Consider the following 22,493-nt stretch of genomic DNA (forward strand, 5'->3'; position numbering starts at 1 on the left):
AAGCCTAATGCGATGCTTTTTGATAATAACCGAGTAATTTAGTGGGAATAATGCATTTTAATACTTGGGCTGTCCAGACTTTTCCCTGCTACGCCTCCCTTCTTTAGAAGTAAGAAAGGAGACGCTTTCCATAAATACCTATAAACAACATCGAGAATATTTACACTAGGCCGCACATTGTTCTGCCAGTGTTTTCGCACTACAAAAATCTGTTTTACCGCTACCAAGCACTGGTACTTCGGGTACTGCATAAATTTCTGAAGGAAGCGTTAATGGAGGCATCCCCCCTTCTATTAACTGATTTCTCATTTCAGAAGCATCATGCTCACCCTCAACTAGCAAAATAACTTTTTCACCTTTCTTAGCATCAGCCAAATTCACTGCTACTAATGGCAATTCAGGTGCATTCAGCAACTCTCTAACTTGGCCTTCGATAGAGGTTAAGCTCACCATTTCTCCGCCAATTTTGGCAAAGCGACTATAACGATCAACAATAGTCAGGAAGCCGTCTTCATCAACATGACCTTTGTCGCCACTTCGGTACCAGCGCAGGCCATCCATCTCGATGACTGCAGCTTCGGTCTTCTGTGGATTATTAAGATAACCTTGCATGATCTGAGTACCACCAATCAAGATCAAGCCATCTTCACCTGTTGGCAGTTCTTTAAGTGTATCAGGGTCAACAATACGAAACGTTGATCCAGGTAGCGCCATTCCGACTGTTCCCGGCTTATTACCTACCTGAACAGACCACCAATCCGTATCTAATGAATCAGGCAAGTTTGTACTGGCAACCGGTGTTGTTTCTGTCGAACCATAGCCTTCAACGACTGGTACATGGAATTTACTCTCAAATAGATCACGTACTTTCGGATCTAGCTTCTCAGCACCTGCAACCACAGTTCGCAGTGACTGAAACATCAATGGGTGAACACGTTTATTACGCGCGTAAATACGCATAAATGTTGACGTTGCACACATAAGCGTGGCTTTGTAGCGCGCTACTCCTTTACCAATTTTCACAGCATCGGTTGGATCTGGGTGGCACACAACCGGCATGTCTTCAATCAGTGGCATAAAGCAGGTCACAGTCAAACCAAATGCATGGAATAACGGCAAGGTTGCCATTATGCAGTCGTCATCTCGCACATTAAGAACATCTGCGGTCTGTCGTAGGTTAGCCATAATATTCCGATGGCTAAGCATAACGCCCTTCGGAGCGCCTTCACTGCCGGATGAAAACAAAATCGCTGCCGTATCTTCAAGCTGGGAGGGCTTGCATAACAGAGCCTGCAATATAAAGGTCGGGGCAACGCTAACGAAACCTAGTGTGAATATCGCCTCTGCTTTACTTATTTCAGCTTTAATATCTTCCATGTAAAGCACTCGACGGCCTTCAAATAAGCTATCTAGATCGATACCTCGCGCTTTAAGCTTTTTCACAAACTTTTTCGCCGTAACAATTGTTTGTACCTCAGTTTGCTCCAACGCGGACTGGATAGCTGGCATAGGGGCTGTGAAGTTAAGATTTACAACCGTTTTACCTGCCATCAATGAAGCAATATTCGCAATGGTACCGGCACTGGATGTTGGCACCAACAAACCTATATTTTTACCTTCAGTTCGGGCAATACGCTTTTTAAACAAAGCACAGGCGGTTAATAACTTGGTTTGACTAACCGGACCACCATCAACATCTGCAATAGCGTAACCTGAACGAGACGACTTCATACTACGAACAAAGGCTTGTGGGATTGTCTCCAAAGTCTGTGTGTATTGATCCCATGTATGAATCGACAGCTCGAAAACTTTTTTCTTCACTTCAGCAGCGGTACTACTGATAGGCATCTGGGCACCAAACGCCACAGTGACATCACGCTTTCCAGATTCGTTACGAATCACTTTCATTTTGTCGGTTGAGCGAGAGAAACGACTCCCCCATAAACCACGCATATAGAAAGGTACAATCACACCTTTAGCATCAACACAGGCTCTTTCAAAACCGCGCTTAAACTCACCTAACTGACCTAAGTGGCTAATAGCGCCTTCAGGGAAAAGACAAACTACTTCGCCAGCACTGATAAGTTCGCCTACCTGCTCCAATGCCTGACGGCTCTTACCCTTGGAGATAGGAATAACTTTATAGATATCCAAGAACCAACGTAGATACCAACGCTCATAGATACTACGCTCCATCACAAAGTGGATATGGCGTGGACAAGCCATCTGGATAATTGCCCAATCCAACCAACTGATATGGTTACCTAGTAAAAGCGTGCCTTTACCAGATTCAGGCAAATTTTCGAAACCTAAAACCTGAAGTTTGTACTTACGACGGAACAACATCATCACCAGAAGACGGATAAAAGCCTGTGGTAACGTAACAATCGCAAACACCGCTCCTGCAACACCAATTGCAGCCAGAAGGAATAACAGCCATACACCATCAACACTGTTCCAGGCGAAGATAACTGTCATCACAAGGAAACCAAGCATCATCAGGTTTTGAATAAAGTTACTACCTGCTAAAACACGCCCACTTTCTGATTCACTGGCATGAAACTGAATCAAAGCATTCAATGGCACACACATTAACGCGCCAAACAAACCAATTGCGAAAAATACAGCCGATTGCATCAACATAGTGTCAAGCTGAGGCAATAAGATTAAGCCTATGGCTACGCCGACAGCACCCACAGGGATTAAACCAACATTGATATAGTGTTTAGAAAAGCGGCCAACCAAGATTGAACCAAACAATATGCCCACCCCCGCAAGCGCCATAGTGCCTTGAATCACAAATGTATTGCTCTGTTGTAGATGCTCTTCTGCAAATGCAGGGAATACAGCCAACATAACTTGACTAATCGACCAGAACAGGGACAAGCCAATAATTGCAAGCCAGATCGGGCGCTTGCCTTGTAACAACTGAATGTTGTTTTTAAGCGTTTTTCCTTTTAGATAAGCCGATCTGTCAAACTTTGCTGTTTGATCAGTTTCACGTAACTGCGGTAATTGATAGGCAAGATAGAGCTCAATCAACGCACCCGCGACTAAGATCCAACCCAATGGCGCATTTTTAATAAGGCTCTGTTCTGGCGTAATTTCGGTTAAACCTGCTAAGCGCATCTCGAAAAGCAACGAGAACACGACAATTCCACTCAGAATAGCGATCATCGTAACCGCCTGAACCCACGCATTACCTTCACTTAGATTATTTGTCCCCACCATCTCTTTGATATAGCCATATTTAGCAGGTGAGTAGAAAGCACTTTGCAAAGCAAGAATAAAGGTCAGCGCAAATGCTGGGATAAACAAGCCCATGTAATAACAAGCGGTTATTAACAAGGTGATGCCAACCGCACCCCAAGCGGACAACCGCATGACGTTATTCTTAGGATATTTATCAGCAAAGAAACCAGAGGGGGTAAACAGCATAATAAATGGCAATAGAATTAAGCCATTCACAACTGCTGTCAGTAAGATTTGAAGATCACCATCATAGGTTTTGAACAGGGTATTTTGGATAACAATTTTATGCCCTAAATCCACAAATGCATTGATAAATGCAATGCAGATAAAGGCAATAAAGCCGGTTATTTTAAGTAAGTCTTTCATGTTGTTCTCCAACCCGCCCCTGCATGCTGTCTTGCAGAATACAGTAGACATCTGCTATATCATTTACTAACGGCTGACCTGAGCCAACTGAGATAGCAAAAATATATAGGATCCGCTTTCTAAAACTAGGAACTACAATATAAGTTGCAATATTTAATACTTTTGGTGAAAGTAACCGAAAATTCCTAACCGTATCTACTAAAAAAATTACTTTTATTGACATAACACTGCCTACCAAAGTACCACCATAAAATAATTGTATTAACCTTACTTTTAAAGGCAGAATAGATTCACATTGATATATTGAACGGTAAATAAAAATGATAACTTCGTTCATTAAATCTCTAACAATCATATACATAGCCTTCTGCTCATTTCAGGCTTCTGCAATGAACGTAACCTTCATCAATCCTGGTAAACAGGGCGAAAGGTTTTGGGATATGGTTACGGAGACGATGCAAGCGGCAGCACATGACTTTAATATTAATCTTGAAGTCATATACGCTGAACGCAACCGCGTACATATGGCTGCTTTAGGAATTAAAGCCACTCAGCGAAAAATCCCCCCCGATTATCTAATTCTGGTTAATGAAGAGCAGGCAGCTGAAAAAATTTTACTAGCAGCTGCAAAAAAAAACATAAAAACACTTATGTTGCTAAGCGACTTTTTACCAACGCAAAGAGATCGCGTAGGTTTTCCCGGCGGTAAGTACTCAAACCTCTTAGGCGCCATCACCCCCGACTACTTTGCTGCAGGAAAGCGCATGATGACTGCGCTATTACACTGTGCAGAACAAAAACAGCATACGAAACCCTTCCATGTTCTAGCGATTGGCGGTGATCAGCTAACACCGGCCTCAATTGGGCGTAATGAAGGAGCACTCTCTGTTATTAAACAACACAATGAATTAAAACTGGATCGTTTTCTGTATGCTAATTGGAACCAAAAAGATGCTGAGCGGCTTACTCGGAAGTATCTACAATGGGCGCAACAAAATCAGATAACCCCCTCTGTGATCTGGGCTGCAAATGATCCTATCGCTTTTGGTGCTAAGGCTGCATTAGAGGCACACAATTTGAACGCTGGAGAAGACGTATGCTTAGTCGGGCTTAACTGGTCCTCAGAAGGCCTTAAGCTCGTAAAAAGCGGGGAAATGCTTTTAACTGATGGAGGGCATTTCCTTGGTGGCGCCTGGTCCATGGTGTTACTAAATGATTACCATCAACAGCAACTCAAAGGAGTTTATACGCCTATAGGTGATATACGCTTTCAGATGCAAAGCATTGATAAAAGCAATATCGATCTATACTTATCTCATCTCGGCAATGAACAATGGAATAAAATTGATTTCACCCAATTTTCCATTTTCAATAAAGAGGGATCTAGCAACTATGACTTTTCCTTAGAAAAAGTATTCAGTTCTATTACACAATAAAAATAAGGTCGTACATGCTATCTCACTTACGATCACTGCAAGTTAAATTACTTCTGGTATTAATACCTGGAGCATTGATCGCCTTAATAATTTCCTTTGGCTTTTCTGCATTCAAAACTTCACAGCAGCTTGAACAGCAGCTACAAGAGAAAAAAGACAGCCTTCAAAGTTTACCCGCCAGTTTAGCGGTACCCCTATGGAATTTTAATACTAAAATCCTGCAAAATATTGTTGGTTCAATGATGCTCGACCCAGATTTGCTGAAAGTCGAAGTACGAGATGAAAGTAATAACATTGTATATGCACAACAGTCTGATGAATTGGAGCATGTGGATATCGCCTTTACCCTAGAAGCCCCAATCATTTATAGCAATGCCCATATCACTCAACAAGCAGGCACAATGGTAATTATGGTTGGTAATACCCGTTTACAAGCCAACCAACAACGCGCTTTAAACGAAACCCTAACCACCTTATTAGTAATGGTTGTAACGCTGCTAACCACCGTATGGTTTATTTACTATAAATTATTAGGCGGACCTATTCAGGCCATACTACAAGCTATAAAAAGCAGCAAAGGCGATGATTTTTTCGCGAAGGTGCAACACACATCTAATGATGAGTTAGGTGAAATTGCCAGTGCGTTTAACGATATGCAAAATAACATTGAAGGGAATCATCTGCGACTGAAAAATAGTGAGTTACGCCTGAGAACCCTATACCACTCAACACCATCGTTAATTTTCAGTTTTGATCAGCAAGGTATGATCAAAGATGCCAGTGATTATTTTCTGCAGAATTTAGGTTATGAACGAAGAGAAATAGTCGGCCATATGTTCAGCCACCTTCTCTATGATCAAAAAGATACAAACCAAATAAAAGACTGTATTCATACTCTGTGGCTGAAAGGTAACTTAACCGAATACCCTATCAATATAAAAACCAAGTCAGGACAAAAAATGGAAGTCCTGATGAATGCAACTCTTTCAGCAAGTGACTCTTATCCAGGAGCATTAGCCGTCATAACCGATGTCACCAGCCTAAATAAAGCTAGGAGCGAACTGGAATATCAAGCAAATACAGACGCTCTATCTGGTATAGCAAATCGGAACCAATTCCAGAAGCATCTACAATCACTTTTTGAAAACCGGCAAGAAAGCCAAACACCTTTTGCACTATTTTTTATAGACTTAGATCATTTTAAGTCGGTCAACGACACCTTCGGTCACCAAGTCGGTGACAAACTAATATGTGCAGCAACTAAACGCATTAGCTCTCAATTACGTAATGATGATCATATCGCTCGATTAGGTGGAGACGAGTTTGCAGTAATATTGCAAAACCTCCAGTCACCAGAAAAAGCTGAAGAAATAGCCAGTCGGATAGTTAGCAAACTGGAAGAAAGCTTCCATTTAGCGGCAAGTGATATCTACATTTCTGCATCAGTAGGTATATCCATGTTCCCTTCCGATGCCGATAATCCAACCAAGTTAGTACAAAATGCAGATATCGCCATGTACCGTGCCAAAGAGGGGGGACGTTGCCGTTATGCCTTTTACACACAAGAGCATAATCAACAAATTCAACAACGGGCTAAGATAGAAGCACTATTACGCAGAGCTATTGATGATCAATTACTGGAACTGCATTACCAGCCTATCTTCAACCTTAAAAATGCCCAAATCACCGGTGCAGAAGCATTACTAAGACTACGAAACGGTACAGAGCTTATCTCCCCAAGCGAGTTTATACCCATTGCCGAAGAAACTGGTTTGATAGTCCCTATCGGAGAATGGTGCATACAACAAGCTTGCCAACAACAGGCCCTATGGCGTGAAAAGTTAAAGCCGAATTTTTACTTATCTGTAAATGTATCCATACAGCAATTTCAATCCAGCCAATTTATCCACTGTATTAAAACTGCAATCGAAGAACATCGAATACCTCCAGCAAATCTTTTAATCGAGATTACTGAAAGCCTGTTACTGCTTGATAACCAGGCGAACCAACGCATATTCAGAGAACTTGGTTCAATTGGTTGTAAAATTGCCATAGATGACTTTGGTACCGGTTTTTCTGCTTTAAGCTATCTGATGAAATTCCCACTAGATATACTTAAAATAGATCGCTCTTTTATCAGCAATTGTACTGATAAAGGAGCATACCGCGGCTTGGTCGAAGCAATTATTCAGATGAGTAAAAGTATGCAGCTAAAGGTCATTGCAGAAGGCATTGAAACTCAAGAGCAATTAAATGCGCTTCGCCAGATAGAAAGTAAAGTGTACGCTCAAGGGTACTACTTTTCTAAACCCCTTAACGTAGAAGAGCTCGAGGAAAAGTGGGCCTCCCTTCAACAGGAGGCCCATGAGAAAATTGTGGTTTCACCTAAACGTTAAGAACGTTTACATTAGCTCTTTAACGGCGACTTAAATACACACCACACTCAAGATGATCGGTATAAGGGAACTGATCAAATATCGCAAAACGTTGTAACTCATGAGTTTGCGTGATGACTTTTAAGTTCTCAGCCAATGTATCGGGGTTACAAGAGATATAAAGAATATTGTCGTACTCTTGAACTTGTTTAACCGTATCATCGTCTAGACCAGAGCGAGGGGGATCAACTAGAACCGTTGTGAAGTTACACTCTTTCAAACCAAGGTCTTTGGTACGTCGTTTCTCTACGGCACCACTTAATACTTGAGAAAACTCTTCTGAGCTAATGCGAACAACATCAACGTTATCGATGTTGTTCTCTTCAATATTAAACTGAGCTGCACGTACAGATGTCTTAGAAATTTCAGTCGCCACAACACGCCGGAAGTTTTGCGCCATAGGCAGCGTAAAGTTGCCGTTACCGCAATATAGCTCAACCATATCTCCACCCGCAGTTTGGGTAGCATCTAATGCCCAGGAGATCATGTGACGACACACTTCGCCGTTTGGTTGAGAAAAACTATTTTCGACCTGCTTGTAGATATAATCTCGGCCGTTAATATCGAGTTTCTCGATTACAAAATCTTGATCTAATAGGATCTTAGTTTTACGCGAGCGACCAATGAGTTGAATGTTATATTTCTCTTTAAGCTCACGCGCAGCTTCCGTCCATGTTTCATCAATAGGACGATGGTAAAGTAGCGTTACCAGTAGCTCGCCGCTTAACGTGCTTAGAAAATCGATCTGAAACAGTTTTCTACGTAACACTTCATTCGGGCGAATATCTTCAAGAAGGTTAAACATCACCTCTTCGATTCGCTTAGACACCATTGGGCAGTGATCTATGCGGATACGGGCGTGCTTATTCCCCTTTTCAAACATCACATAGTAAAGGTCATCCTCTTCGTGCCAAACACGAAATTCACAACGCATACGATAGTGACTTTTTGGCGATTCAAACACCTCTATCTCTGGTAAATCAAAATCAGCAAACTGTTCAGCAGTTGCTGCTTTTTTAACCGCTAATTGCGCTTGGTACTTTTCGGGTTCAACAACAGAGATAGACATTCATGCCTCAAACAAAGAACTTAAAACAGAGAAAAGGGGGATAAATCCCCCTTGATAAAGACGCATATTCTAGCAGGATGATAAGTTAGGCAAAACTACTCTTCACCCCTCCGCAACCTGGATGAGAAAATTTATAGCGACTCGCCAATTGCTGCCAATGATTTACCTTATCTTCCAACCCCAAACGCTCCAAATAGTGATAACTCTGACGACTAGAAATCTGACATCCAAGCACGTTGGTCACATTAGGTAAAATAGCGTCCGCAACATGCACAGCGGTTAGTGCCGAAAAATCATCAGATTTGCTAGATGAAGGGAAATGATGAAACAGAACAGTTTCAATGACGGCAGGAGAAATATTCCAAAGCGATAACAAATATGCACCCGCTTCTGTATGGCTGACACCCATACGCATTTTTTCCACAGCATATAAAGGCTGGTTAAGATCTGTCGCCTCCTGCATAACCTTTTGATAGCCTTCTGGATCATGGGTTGCGAAGATCAACATACCAAAATCTTGTAATAGAGCAGCCAAAAATGCTTGGTCAGTTACAACTGGTGACGCTTTTACTGTACGACAGATCTCACGTGCCAAGCCGGCAACTAGAACAGAGCGGTCCCGAATATGGTCAAATGCAAAACTACTCCAACGTCCATCCTGAGGAAAATGTTCGAATACCCTGTTAGTTAGCACCAAATCCCGAACTTCACGCACACCAAGCAAAGACACCGCTTCTTGCAGGCTACTTATATTGCGCTCTAAAACAAAACACGCCGAATTAACCAATTGTAAGATCTTGGCAGCCATCGCCATATCTTTTTCGATAATCCCTGCAATTATACGAGCATTACTTTTTGGAGAAGATAAGGCCTCGTTGAGCTCCACATAGATATCAGGCAGAGAAGGTAAAGCCTTAACACTCCCCACAAGTTCACGCACTTTATCTTGCCCTAGAATTCGTTGTGCTCTCGCACTCTCAGATATTCCTTCACCTAATTGCGCTGGCTCGATGTCTAAGGGATAAAGTCGATGACAACATTCAGAAAATGCGACTCGTGTAGACATACTCATAGGCTTATAAAGACCCACTCTCATTGAGCCTGGTTGTATATCGATAAGGGTTCTAAGGTGAGCTAATTCATCTTCTGCTTCAAGGCTACCTAGATTCAGCAAGATAATGGCGTAGGTTTCCTTCTGTGCAAATGTAAGCAACTGCTCCCAATCCGGGACCAATGTGACTGCGTAATTTAAAAACCCTTTTAGTTCGCTTAAATAAGCTTCAGCATCCGATTTGTCAGAACAGAGAAACAGAGCCTTATCCAGCTCTGCATTGTTTATATTCATAAAATCACTTTTGGCTGAACACGGGATCTGAACATTAATGACCCTGTGTTCCTAAGAGTTTACATCTCCCTTAACCAACACCGCCTGCTAAAACTCCATCTTTCCCTGCAGACCGAACAATCGATACAGCTTACTTAAGTATGAGCATTTTTCCTAATTTTTGTAGGGTTATATTTATTTCAACAACACTGCATTAGCCTGATGTTCTAAAGTAGTTCATTGTTAGCGAAAAATTGTTGTTCACAAGTCTATTTTTCAATGCTCCGAACAGGTAAATCTCCACGAATTTTCGCCTATTCTTAAAAAACACTCCTTCTACAGCTAACAGAACTTTAACTGTTCATAAAATCGTCCAAAACGCGTAGAATCTTCGGTCTATTTTTTTAATGATTTTAGGTTCTCAGGCGGATCATGACTGACAGCAAACGCAAAATTCTTGTAACAAGCGCCCTTCCGTATGCTAATGGCCCTATCCATCTTGGTCATTTGGTGGAATATATCCAGACTGATATCTGGGTTCGCTTCCAGAAGCAACGTGGCCATCAATGTACATATGTTTGTGCTGATGATGCTCACGGCACGCCAATTATGCTTAAAGCTGATCAGATGGGTATTTCACCGCAAGAATTGATCGATAAAGTAAGCGAAGAGCACCAGCGTGACTTCTCTGGCTTTATGGTTGGTTTTGATAACTATCACTCTACCCATTCACCTGAAAACCAGCATTTCTCCTCGAAGATTTACACAGCTTTGCGTGATGGCGGTCACATCGCTAAAAAGACTATCACTCAGGCCTATGATCCAGAAAAAGAGATGTTTCTTCCTGATCGTTTCGTTAAGGGCGATTGCCCTAAATGCGGCGAACCAGATCAGTATGGCGATTCCTGTGAAAAATGTGGTGCTACTTACAGCCCTGTTGAACTGAAAAATGCATACTCAGCTGTTTCTGGTGCAAAACCAATTGAGAAAGAGTCTGAGCACTATTTCTTCAAATTAGGTGATTTCGAATCGTTCCTACGTAACTGGGTAGATAACCACGTTCAGGAACAGATGATTCATAAACTGAATGAGTGGTTTGAATCAGGCCTACAAAACTGGGATATCTCCCGTGATGCACCATACTGGGGTTTCGAAATTCCAGATGCTCCGGGCAAATACTTCTACGTATGGCTTGATGCACCTATCGGTTACATGGCCAGCTTTAAAAACTGGTGCGATAAGAACGGTGTCGACTTTGATGAGTACTGGTCTGAGTCTTCAGAAACTGAGCTTTATCACTTTATCGGTAAAGATATCGCTTACTTCCACACCCTATTCTGGCCAGCAATGCTAGAAGGTGCAGGTTTCCGCAAGCCAACTGGTGTTTTCTGTCACGGATTCTTAACCGTTGATGGTCAAAAGATGTCTAAGTCTCGCGGCACGTTCATCATGGCTGAGACTTACCTTAAGCATCTACGCCCTGAATACCTACGTTACTACTTTGCAGCTAAGTTAAGCTCAGGCATCGATGATATCGACCTTAACCTTGAAGACTTCCGTATGCGTGTAAACGCAGACTTGGTCAACAAAGTTATCAACATCGCTTCTCGCTGTGCTGGCTTTATCAAGAAGAAGTTCGACGGTGAAATGGCACCTGCTCTATCTGAGCCTGCGCTATACCAAGAAGCGGTTGCTGCTGGCGAAAGCATTGCCAATGCTTATGAAAATCGCGAATTCGGCAAAGCGATGCGTGAAATTATGGCACTTGCTGATAAAGCTAACCAATACATCGATAACGCTGAACCTTGGGTACTTGCTAAACAAGAAGGTCAAGAACAAGCGGTTCAAGATTGCTGCTCTATGGGCATCAACCTATTCCGAGTCATTCTGACTTACCTTGCGCCAGTACTTCCGAAAGTTGCAGAAGAAGCTCAAGCTTTCCTAAATATTGAGAATATGGCGTGGGATGCTATCGAGGCGCCTCTACTTAGCCACAAGATCAACAAGTTCAAACCGTTAATGCAGCGTGTAGAAGAAGACAAAGTAAACGCAATTATCGAAGAGACTAAAGAAGTCTTGGCCGCACTCGCTGCTGCAACTGAGCAAAGTTCCAAAGCAGATAAAGGCCCATTAGCTGACGAGCCAATTGCCGATACAATTGAGTTCCCAGATTTTGCTAAAGTCGATCTGCGTGTTGTACGCATCGCCAAAGCAGAACATGTTAAAGGTGCGAATAAACTTCTACAGTTAACGCTAGATTTAGGTGGTGAAACACGTAATGTCTTTGCAGGCATTAAATCCGCATATGCTCCTGAAGATCTAGAAGGCAAACTAACCGTGATGGTTGCTAACCTTGCTCCGAGAAAGATGAAGTTCGGTGTTTCCGAAGGTATGGTTCTGGCTGCTGGTCCTGGAGGTGAAGATCTATGGATCCTCAACCCAGACGATGGCGCACAACCAGGTATGCGCATTAAGTAATTCAATAAGGGGCAGTCATTCTGCCCCTTTTTTCTTTCCGCTCTCAATACGCTTCCCTCTCCCTTTAATCTTCAATCTCTTCAAGCTTTATCACTTCACAACAACTTAGCTACCCAATTTCTTTTTCATTGAAATTAAAGGGTTATATTTCAAAGCAAGAAGGTCTATGCTGTTGGATAAGGTCTTTTGCTAACCATTAAAGATTGGCTAACACACCTTAGATACCGACGATTTTTTTCAGGAGCAGATATGCCGTATAACGAAGAGATCATGCAAGAATTGAATGTATTGAATATGTTTAACCTCGATACAACGCAAGAAGGTATTAAAGTTCACTCCTCCGCTAAACCCGAGATTATTGCTGCTACACAGCGCCTATTTGATAAAGGTTTAGTCACGCAAACCGATGGTGGATATTTAACACCATTAGGGCACGACGCAGCTGAAAACAGCCAAACGCTATTGACCATACTATTGACCGAAAGTCGCTTATAGTTCACAAAAATAAAGGGCCTCCGGCCCTTTATCTATTTGTTAATGCCTCAGAGACCAGCATCTGGATGAGTAGCTATAAAGTGCTCCATAACTCTACGCAGCAAAGCTGCATGTTCATCATCACCTTTCCTTTCAGCCTTAGTGATGTCATCCAAAATAATACGCTTAATAAGCTTCTCACCTTGGTGTTCTACCAAATAGTTACCCATCGCCATAGCTATGATAGGGTCAACATGTTCATGCTCAGCAATCGCGTCTACTTCAGATGCAGATAGGCCGCTCATTTCCAAACACTCTTGATAAGTTAACATGGCTAAACACCTCTTCCTCATTGAAACCTAAGTACATTCTTGTACATCCTTGCCTAAAGGTTTTTCTAACCTTGGCACTTTCAGTGTAAATCAAATAGCCAGTTCCGGTATTCGTGAATGGATAAAGATCAAGCAAGGCTGATTGAGATCAAACTATTGCAAAAATTAAACAGCACTCTAATATCCAACTGCAGATAACACTCGAATTAGAAGGCATAAAAATGACCCTAAATGAATTTCTTCAGCAACTGGGTAACAACCCTGAACTTGATTTTGAAGACACTATGCAAGTGATCTCAGATAACTATGAATTTTCGCCGACAGCTTTCTCTAATGGCGATGTTCAGAATGAGGTCGGGCAAAATGAAGGTAGCTGTAAGATCTTTGCATTTGCACAATTAAACAATTTAGACAAAGAACAAACGTTACGCTGCTTCGGCCGTTTTTATCAGGACGTATTAAATACACCCGAAGGCGATGATCATGGAAATATTCGTAACTTCATGAAAACGGGTTGGGAAGGTATTTCATTCAGCGGATCAGCTCTATCATAAATTAAAAAAGCACCCCTAACGGGGTGCTCTTTTTAAGCTTATGAATTAACAAACACTACGGATTATCAACGTCCAGATTGTCATTAGCGAGTAACCCACTCAAATCGGAAGAAATATCGCCATTAATCTCTATTGAGTGATCCACAGTACCGCCACTATTCGCATCCCCTCCAACATAAACATCTACAGTCGTATTGCCTGTATTAGCATCAAAGGTAGCTTTGAGGTCATCATCGATATTGCCTGAATTGATAACATTAGAACCTGACGGATCAAGTAGATCGGAAAGATCCAACACATCATTTTCAGCATTCGAGTCAACAAGATCGTAGCTAAAGTCAGTGACCACATCTGTGCCGCCATCTGCATCCCCGTCGTTCCATTTGAAGATATCATCACCATCCCCACCCGTGAGGATATCATTACCAAGACCACCAACAAGCGTATCGTTATTTCCGCCTCCTAACAATGTATCGTCAAAATCACTACCATCGATGACATTGGCTTGCGCTTCAGGGTTAACAGTCAGATCGATGTTACCGGATGAAACATCACCATCACCATCGGTTAAAGATGTCTCAAAGCTGAAATCAATAGATTCACCAGATGACACATTTTCATAAGTAAAGGCACCAATATCGTAAGTTAGGTCACTTCCAGCCGGATTTTCTATCTCAATACGACTATACCCATCGGAACTTGAAACAGTTACAACATCATCTATAGCCAATCCGTCTATGTAGTAACCGCCATTTCCGTCAGGTGATAATGAGCTAAGATCTACCTCTATCCCATTAACATAAATACTGGTAATAGTATCCTGACTAGCACTTCTTAACGCATCAAAGTGTGCATCCTGCTCCGGAGCACCTGCAGGATCATCATCATCTGCATCATAAACACGGATCCACATTCCGGCAGAGGTAGTGCCGCCCCCTAGCTGAAGAATCGTTAATGAAAAAGCATTAACTGTGTAATGTTCTCCATAATTATAATATTCAGCATTTCCTTGAGATAGCGCTTCAGCATTCGTTACAAAATCCATCGCTAAAACATCAGCAGTATCCGATGTACCATCCATCGATTGATTGGCGACACCGATTGAACCCCGAGGATCATTGGATGACGGATTAACCGTTGTTTGTTCAACAACACCATTATCAATTTGATAACCAGAGAATAGAATATCCTGACCACTATCGGCATCGAGAGTGAGAACTTTGTAGTCTTCAGATGAATTAGTTAAGGACGTAAGAGGAATGTCTTGGGTTCCCGAGCCATCATCAAGAGTTGCCAGTAGATTAAAGGTATAATTATCTTCATTTGTAGGATCGAGAGTCATAGTGAAGACTGTACCTGATGCAGTTGAACCGGTAACTGTATCCGTGCCCAAACCGGAAAGACTAACCACTTCACCTCCAGCATACAGTTGAGTCGTACCGTTTATGGTATAAACGACACCTGCTATAGTCACACTGTTTATGACTACACTACTTACCCCATCCGCCCCTACATTCGAAGTTATATCCAAATCCCCTTTGATAATAGTACCTGCCATATTGGCAATAGAAGCTGTTTCTGGTGAATAATCCACCGGTACATCATCATCGATCTCTACATCAAAACTGGTGGTGGCTTCTGATTCGTCTGTATCTTCAAGACTGACATCTACAGTAAAGGCAGGGGTATTGTTCTCATCATTACCATCAGCATGCTCAACCGGTTGAAGCAGCGCTAACGTGTAGTCCGCACCGGCTTGCGTCAGATTGCTGATACTGATGGTGAACACTTGATCGTCAGGATCCGTGCTATCACCACCTGAGATATAACCGATCAATACATCGTTAACAGCATCCCAAGTCGTCACAACACTATGACCATCTAAGGTCACTAATCCTGTAGATACAACACTCAGGGTCAGCGTACTTAGATCGAAGTCATCCGTTGTTTTGTTGAAGGTTAAACTGCCACCGAGAACCTGATCGTCATCTCCAGTCGCACTGTCATCATTACCAGCTGCCAGATCATCTTCATCCGCTAGCAGATCGGTAGCACCTGTGATCGTTGGATCTGCACCATCGCCTACGTCTACAGTGACACTCCTCGTAACCGTATCACCATCTTGGTCCGTCACGGTGTAACTGAAGGTCTCTGTAACATCACCTTCACTGTTATCTACAGAGTCCGGTGCGGTATACACCAGCTCACCTGAACCATTGATCGACAATGTGCCACCGGTATCACCCTGATTAGTAAAGGCGATACCTGACAATGTGCCTTCTAAGCCATCTGCACCAGCTGCAATGCCCAGAGTATCGGCCGCATCCACACTCAGTACGGTAGAGCCACTACCCTCGATAATGGTTGTACCGTGATCATAATCAGACGCAACGGGTACATCATCATCGATCTCAATATCAAAACTGGTGGTGGCTTCTGATTCATCTGTATCTTCAAGACTGACATCTACAGTAAAGGCAGGAGTATTGTTCTCATTATCACCAGCAGCATGCTCAACTGGCTGAAGCAGCGTTAACGTATAGTCCGCACCCGCTTGCGTCAGATTACTGATACTGATGGTGAACACCTGATCGTCAGGGTTGGTGCTATCACCACCTGAGATATAACCGATCAATACATCGTTAACAGCATCCCAAGTCGTCACAACACTATCACCATCTAAGGTCACTAATCCTGTGGATACAACACTCAGGGTCAGCGTACTTAGATCGAAGTCATCCGTTGTTTTGTTGAAGGTTAAACTGCCACCGAGAACCTGATCGTCATCTCCTGTAGCACTGTCATCATTACCTGCTGGCAGATCATCTTCATCTGCTAGCAAATCAGTTGCACCGGTGATCGTTGGATCTGCACCATCGCCTACGTCTACGGTGACACTCCTCGTAACCGTATCACCATCTTGGTCCGTCACGGTGTAACTGAAGGTCTCTGTAACATCACCTTCACTGTTATCTACAGAGTCCGGTGCGGTATACACCAGCTCACCTGAACCATTGATCGACAGTGTGCCGCCTGTATCACCCTGATTAGTAAAGGTGATACCGGACAAAGTACCTTCTAGGCCATCTGCACCGGCTTCGATGCCCAGAGTGTCTGCCGCATCAACACTTAGTACGGTAGAGCCACTACCCTCGATAATGGTTGTGTCGTGATCATAGTCAGACGCAACGGGTACATCATCATCGATCTCAACATCAAAACTGGTGGTGGCTTCTGATCCATCTTCCTCTTCAAGACTGACATCTACAGTAAAGGCAGGAGTATTGTTCTCATCGTTACCATCAGCATGTTCAACTGGCTGAAGCAGCGTTAACGTATAGTCCGCACCCGCTTGCGTCAGATTACTGATACTGATGGTGAACACCTGATCGTCAGGGTTGGTGCTATCACCACCTGAGATATAACCGATCAATACATCGTTAACAGCATCCCAAGTCGTCACAACACTATCACCATCTAAGGTCACTAATCCTGTGGATACAACACTCAGGGTCAGCGTACTTAGATCGAAGTCATCCGTTGTTTTGTTGAAGGTTAAACTGCCACCGAGAACCTGATCGTCATCTCCAGTCGCACTGTCATCATTACCAGCTGCCAGATCATCTTCATCCGCTAGCAGATCGGTAGCACCTGTGATCGTTGGATCTGCACCATCGCCTACGTCTACAGTGACACTCCTCGTAACCGTATCACCATCTTGGTCCGTCACGGTGTAACTGAAGGTCTCTGTAACATCACCTTCACTGTTATCTACAGAGTCCGGTGCGGTATACACCAGCTCACCTGAACCATTGATCGACAATGTGCCACCGGTATCACCCTGATTAGTAAAGGTGATACCTGACAATGTGCCTTCTAAGCCATCTGCACCGGCTTCGATGCCCAGAGTGTCTGCCGCATCAACACTTAGTACGGTAGAGCCACTACCCTCGATAATGGTTGTGTCGTGATCATAGTCAGACGCAACGGGTACATCATCATCGATCTCAACATCAAAACTGGTGGTGGCTTCTGATTCATCTGTATCTTCAAGACTGACATCTACAGTAAAGGCAGGAGTATTGTTCTCATTATCACCAGCAGCATGCTCAACTGGCTGAAGCAGCGTTAATGTGTAGTCCGCACCGGCTTGCGTCAGATTACTGATACTGATGGTGAACACCTGATCGTCAGGGTTGGTGCTATCACCACCTGAGATATAACCGATCAATACATCATTAACTGCATCCCAAGTCGTCACAACACTATCACCATCTAAGGTCACTAATCCTGTGGATACAACACTCAGGGTCAGTGTACTTAGATCGAAGTCATCCGTTGTTTTGTTGAAGGTTAAACTGCCACCGAGAACCTGATCGTCATCTCCTGTAGCACTGTCATCATTACCTGCTGGCAGATCATCTTCATCCGCTAGCAGATCAGTTGCACCGGTGATCGTTGGATCTGCACCATCGCCTACGTCTACGGTGACACTCCTCGTAACCGTATCCCCATCTTGGTCCGTCACGGTGTAACTGAAGGTCTCTGTAACATCACCTTCACTGTTATCTACAGAGTCCGGTGCGGTATACACCAGCTCACCTGAACCATTGATCGACAGTGTGCCGCCTGTATCACCCTGATTAGTAAAGGCGATACCTGACAATGTGCCTTCTAAGCCATCTGCACCAGCTGCAATGCCCAGAGTATCGGCCGCATCCACACTCAGTACGGTAGAGCCACTACCCTCGATAATGGTTGTACCGTGATCATAATCAGACGCAACGGGTACATCATCATCGATCTCAACATCAAAACTGGTGGTGGCTTCTGATTCATCTGTATCTTCAAGACTGACATCTACAGTAAAGGCAGGAGTATTGTTCTCATTATCACCAGCAGCATGCTCAACTGGCTGAAGCAGCGTTAACGTATAGTCCGCACCCGCTTGCGTCAGATTACTGATACTGATGGTGAACACCTGATCGTCAGGGTTGGTGCTATCACCACCTGAGATATAACCGATCAATACATCGTTAACAGCATCCCAAGTCGTCACAACACTATCACCATCTAAGGTCACTAATCCTGTGGATACAACACTCAGGGTCAGCGTACTTAGATCGAAGTCATCCGTTGTTTTGTTGAAGGTTAAACTGCCACCGAGAACCTGATCGTCATCTCCTGTAGCACTGTCATCATTACCTGCTGGCAGATCATCTTCATCTGCTAGCAAATCAGTTGCACCGGTGATCGTTGGATCTGCACCATCGCCTACGTCTACGGTGACACTCCTCGTAACCGTATCACCATCTTGGTCCGTCACGGTGTAACTGAAGGTCTCTGTAACATCACCTTCACTGTTATCTACAGAGTCCGGTGCGGTATACACCAGCTCACCTGAACCATTGATCGACAGTGTGCCGCCTGTATCACCCTGATTAGTAAAGGTGATACCGGACAAAGTACCTTCTAGGCCATCTGCACCGGCTTCGATGCCCAGAGTGTCTGCCGCATCAACACTTAGTACGGTAGAGCCACTACCCTCGATAATGGTTGTGTCGTGATCATAGTCAGACGCAACGGGTACATCATCATCGATCTCAACATCAAAACTGGTGGTGGCTTCTGATCCATCTTCCTCTTCAAGACTGACATCTACAGTAAAGGCAGGAGTATTGTTCTCATCGTTACCATCAGCATGTTCAACTGGCTGAAGCAGCGTTAACGTATAGTCCGCACCCGCTTGCGTCAGATTACTGATACTGATGGTGAACACCTGATCGTCAGGGTTGGTGCTATCACCACCTGAGATATAACCGATCAATACATCGTTAACAGCATCCCAAGTCGTCACAACACTATCACCATCTAAGGTCACTAATCCTGTGGATACAACACTCAGGGTCAGCGTACTTAGATCGAAGTCATCCGTTGTTTTGTTGAAGGTTAAACTGCCACCGAGAACCTGATCGTCATCTCCAGTCGCACTGTCATCATTACCAGCTGCCAGATCATCTTCATCCGCTAGCAGATCGGTAGCACCTGTGATCGTTGGATCTGCACCATCGCCTACGTCTACAGTGACACTCCTCGTAACCGTATCACCATCTTGGTCCGTCACGGTGTAACTGAAGGTCTCTGTAACATCACCTTCACTGTTATCTACAGAGTCCGGTGCGGTATACACCAGCTCACCTGAACCATTGATCGACAATGTGCCACCGGTATCACCCTGATTAGTAAAGGTGATACCTGACAATGTGCCTTCTAAGCCATCTGCACCGGCTTCGATGCCCAGAGTGTCTGCCGCATCAACACTTAGTACGGTAGAGCCACTACCCTCGATAATGGTTGTGTCGTGATCATAGTCAGACGCAACGGGTACATCATCATCGATCTCAACATCAAAACTGGTGGTGGCTTCTGATTCATCTGTATCTTCAAGACTGACATCTACAGTAAAGGCAGGAGTATTGTTCTCATTATCACCAGCAGCATGCTCAACTGGCTGAAGCAGCGTTAATGTGTAGTCCGCACCGGCTTGCGTCAGGTTACTGATACTGATGGTGAACACCTGATCGTCAGGGTTGGTGCTATCACCACCTGAGATATAACCGATCAATACATCATTAACTGCATCCCAAGTCGTCACAACACTATCACCATCTAAGGTCACTAATCCTGTGGATACAACACTCAGGGTCAGTGTACTTAGATCGAAGTCATCCGTTGTTTTGTTGAAGGTTAAACTGCCACCGAGAACCTGATCGTCATCTCCTGTAGCACTGTCATCATTACCTGCTGGCAGATCATCTTCATCCGCTAGCAGATCAGTTGCACCGGTGATCGTTGGATCTGCACCATCGCCTACGTCTACGGTGACACTCCTCGTAACCGTATCCCCATCTTGGTCCGTCACGGTGTAACTGAAGGTCTCTGTAACATCACCTTCACTGTTATCTACAGAGTCCGGTGCGGTATACACCAGCTCACCTGAACCATTGATCGACAGTGTGCCGCCTGTATCACCCTGATTAGTAAAGGCGATACCGGACAAGGTACCTTCTAGGCCATCTGCACCGGCTTCGATGCCCAGAGTATCAGCTGCATCAACGCTCAGTACGGTAGAGCCACTACCCTCGATAATGGTTGTGTCGTGATCATAGTCAGACGCAACGGGTACATCATCTACTATATCTATTGTTATGGAGGACTCAGCCGATGTATCTACACCATCAAAAACGGTCATGCTGAAGATATCTTTCTCAACTTCGGTTTTCACTCCATCGTCTATAGCAGGTTCAGTAGTAAATTCACTAGTCAGTTCATATTGGTACTCAGCAACACCGGTAAGGGTATCGTATGAGGTCACTGTTAAAGTGCCGTAATCACCAACAATCTCATAACCATTAAGATCACCAATAGCTATTACTTCCCCATTAATAGTTATTGATTGGATTTCACTTAAGTCATCTGCATCACTAATAGTGAAAGTGCCATATGCAAATTCAGAATCATCTGATGAACTTGTGCCAGAAGCGAGACCCGATTCATTCACTACATCAAGGCTCTGATCAATGCCTAGCTCATTAACTTCTACAACAGGTATCGTATTATCATCATCAACAATAGTAATCGTTGCAGCATTGGAGCCTGGGTCAATTGAAGCCCCTACGGCATCAGTTATAACTACAGCAAAGACACCGTCATCTTCTGGAATATCATCCATCACGATCTGAACAGTTACTGGGAATGTATCTTCACCAGGAGGTATAACAACGGTATTAACTAAGTCGCCATTAAACCAATCATCAGGATAGTCAGCAGCATCACCACTGCTCACCTCAGAGAATGTATATGTGACTTCAACAGGGGAGGTTGAGACTTTATCTAACTTCAAATAGAACGTTACTTCTCGTGTATCGTAACCTTCCTCTAGTGGCGCTGTACCTTCAAGAACCCTCACTCCTTGTGAACTAACTACTACTGGGTTCTCGGGAGTTGGATCAGGGTCAGGGTCAGGGTCAGAACCAGGAACAAGCTCAACAATAATACTGACTATAGGCTCTACTGGAGCTGGTAATTCTTCTTCTACAGGGTCCTCAAAGGAATCTTCAATACCTACAGTGTCATAACCCGCGGTAGGGTCAACTTCTTCAGCTGTACGAGTAATATTTACGGTAGAAGAACCTTCATTACCACCATCACCACCTGCTGCAGGCTGACCACCTGCTGCAGTTGCTTCACCTACTTGAGTAGGGTCAACACCGGCTAAAATTGCTGCTTGAATAGCTTCGGCTTCAGCTTCGGCGTCAGCATTTGCTTGATCAAAGAATGTTTCCCCTGCCGCTTCAGCTGCAGCTGCCTCTTCTCTTGCTAGTTCAGCAGCTTCTTCAGCATTCTCAGCGACTTCTGCAGCTAGCGCTGAATCAAGAAATTCAGGGTTTACTACGTACTCACTAGGGTCAATATTCTCAATTACTGAAAAAGTTTCACTCGACACCAACCAAACTTGCCCTGATTCTAATGCAACTGATTCAGCATTATTTACATCTATTTCAATAGAGCCATCTTGTGAAACTTTGATTAAATCATCTTCATAGACAGGATCACCTAAGGCGAGGATTCGCTCCGAACCATCTGGACTTATCGCTACAACCTTACCTGATATTTGAGATACAGAACCTATAACTACACTCATGACCACCACTCCCTTTAAGTATTGTGGTATCCATCAATGCGTACTGAGAACTAGCAAAATATAACAGCC

11 protein-coding genes are annotated in these 22,493 nt (G+C 43.7%); 5 read left to right on the forward strand and 6 right to left on the reverse strand.

Annotation, left to right across the window (positions count from 1 at the left end):
* Window positions 1-165 precede the first annotated feature (165 nt).
* Together ACMXYW_RS11755 and ACMXYW_RS11760 are read right to left on the reverse strand one after the other, a co-directional pair.
* Window positions 166-3,618, reverse strand: a complete 3,453-nt coding sequence (locus tag ACMXYW_RS11755) for an acyl-[ACP]--phospholipid O-acyltransferase (RefSeq protein WP_415904179.1) — start codon at window positions 3,616-3,618, stop codon at window positions 166-168.
* Window positions 3,602-3,955, reverse strand: coding sequence for a hypothetical protein (locus ACMXYW_RS11760; protein WP_415904180.1), 354 nt, complete (start codon window positions 3,953-3,955; stop codon window positions 3,602-3,604). The genes ACMXYW_RS11755 and ACMXYW_RS11760 overlap by 17 nt, the downstream gene beginning before the upstream one ends.
* 52 nt (window positions 3,956-4,007) lie before the next feature.
* Between ACMXYW_RS11760 and ACMXYW_RS11765 the strand changes: the two genes are divergently transcribed.
* Both ACMXYW_RS11765 and ACMXYW_RS11770 read left to right on the forward strand, forming a co-directional pair.
* Window positions 4,008-5,054 carry an ABC transporter substrate-binding protein gene (locus ACMXYW_RS11765; RefSeq protein WP_415898850.1) on the forward strand — a complete coding sequence of 349 codons (1,047 nt, stop codon included), beginning with the start codon at window positions 4,008-4,010 and terminating at the stop codon, window positions 5,052-5,054.
* Between the two features lie 14 nt (window positions 5,055-5,068).
* Window positions 5,069-7,450, forward strand: a complete 2,382-nt coding sequence (locus ACMXYW_RS11770) for an EAL domain-containing protein (RefSeq protein WP_415904181.1) — start codon at window positions 5,069-5,071, stop codon at window positions 7,448-7,450.
* Between the two features lie 19 nt (window positions 7,451-7,469).
* Here the strand turns inward: ACMXYW_RS11770 and trmA are convergent, their stop codons facing one another.
* Together trmA and ACMXYW_RS11780 are read right to left on the reverse strand one after the other, a co-directional pair.
* Entirely contained in the window at window positions 7,470-8,558 is a 1,089-nt protein-coding gene (gene trmA, locus ACMXYW_RS11775) for a tRNA (uridine(54)-C5)-methyltransferase TrmA (RefSeq protein WP_415898852.1), read from the reverse strand.
* Between the two features lie 85 nt (window positions 8,559-8,643).
* Entirely contained in the window at window positions 8,644-9,903 is a 1,260-nt protein-coding gene (locus ACMXYW_RS11780; protein ID WP_415904182.1) for an HDOD domain-containing protein, read from the reverse strand.
* Window positions 9,904-10,314: 411 nt separating this feature from the next.
* Here ACMXYW_RS11780 and metG point away from each other — a divergent pair, with 411 nt between their 5' ends.
* Both metG and ACMXYW_RS11790 read left to right on the forward strand, forming a co-directional pair.
* Window positions 10,315-12,360, forward strand: coding sequence for a methionine--tRNA ligase (gene metG / locus ACMXYW_RS11785; protein WP_415904183.1), 2,046 nt, complete (start codon window positions 10,315-10,317; stop codon window positions 12,358-12,360).
* A 249-nt stretch (window positions 12,361-12,609) separates the two neighbouring features.
* Window positions 12,610-12,855 (forward strand): TIGR02647 family protein, encoded by a 246-nt coding sequence (locus ACMXYW_RS11790; RefSeq protein ID WP_415881899.1) that lies wholly within the window; start codon window positions 12,610-12,612, stop codon window positions 12,853-12,855.
* Between the two features lie 47 nt (window positions 12,856-12,902).
* Here ACMXYW_RS11790 and ACMXYW_RS11795 read toward each other — a convergent pair whose 3' ends face one another.
* Window positions 12,903-13,166, reverse strand: coding sequence for a hypothetical protein (locus ACMXYW_RS11795; protein ID WP_415885375.1), 264 nt, complete (start codon window positions 13,164-13,166; stop codon window positions 12,903-12,905).
* Between the two features lie 221 nt (window positions 13,167-13,387).
* Here ACMXYW_RS11795 and ACMXYW_RS11800 point away from each other — a divergent pair, with 221 nt between their 5' ends.
* Window positions 13,388-13,720, forward strand: a complete 333-nt coding sequence (locus ACMXYW_RS11800; RefSeq protein WP_415898855.1) for a HopJ type III effector protein — start codon at window positions 13,388-13,390, stop codon at window positions 13,718-13,720.
* A gap of 55 nt (window positions 13,721-13,775) precedes the next feature.
* On the opposite strand, the gene ACMXYW_RS11805 is transcribed toward ACMXYW_RS11800, so the two are convergent.
* Complete coding sequence (locus ACMXYW_RS11805) at window positions 13,776-22,424, reverse strand: retention module-containing protein (protein ID WP_415904184.1); 8,649 nt, start codon at window positions 22,422-22,424, stop codon at window positions 13,776-13,778.
* Window positions 22,425-22,493 lie beyond the last annotated feature (69 nt).

It is taken from the genome of Neptuniibacter sp. QD48_55, assembly GCF_047778115.1.
GTDB lineage: Bacteria > Pseudomonadota > Gammaproteobacteria > Pseudomonadales > Balneatricaceae > Neptuniibacter.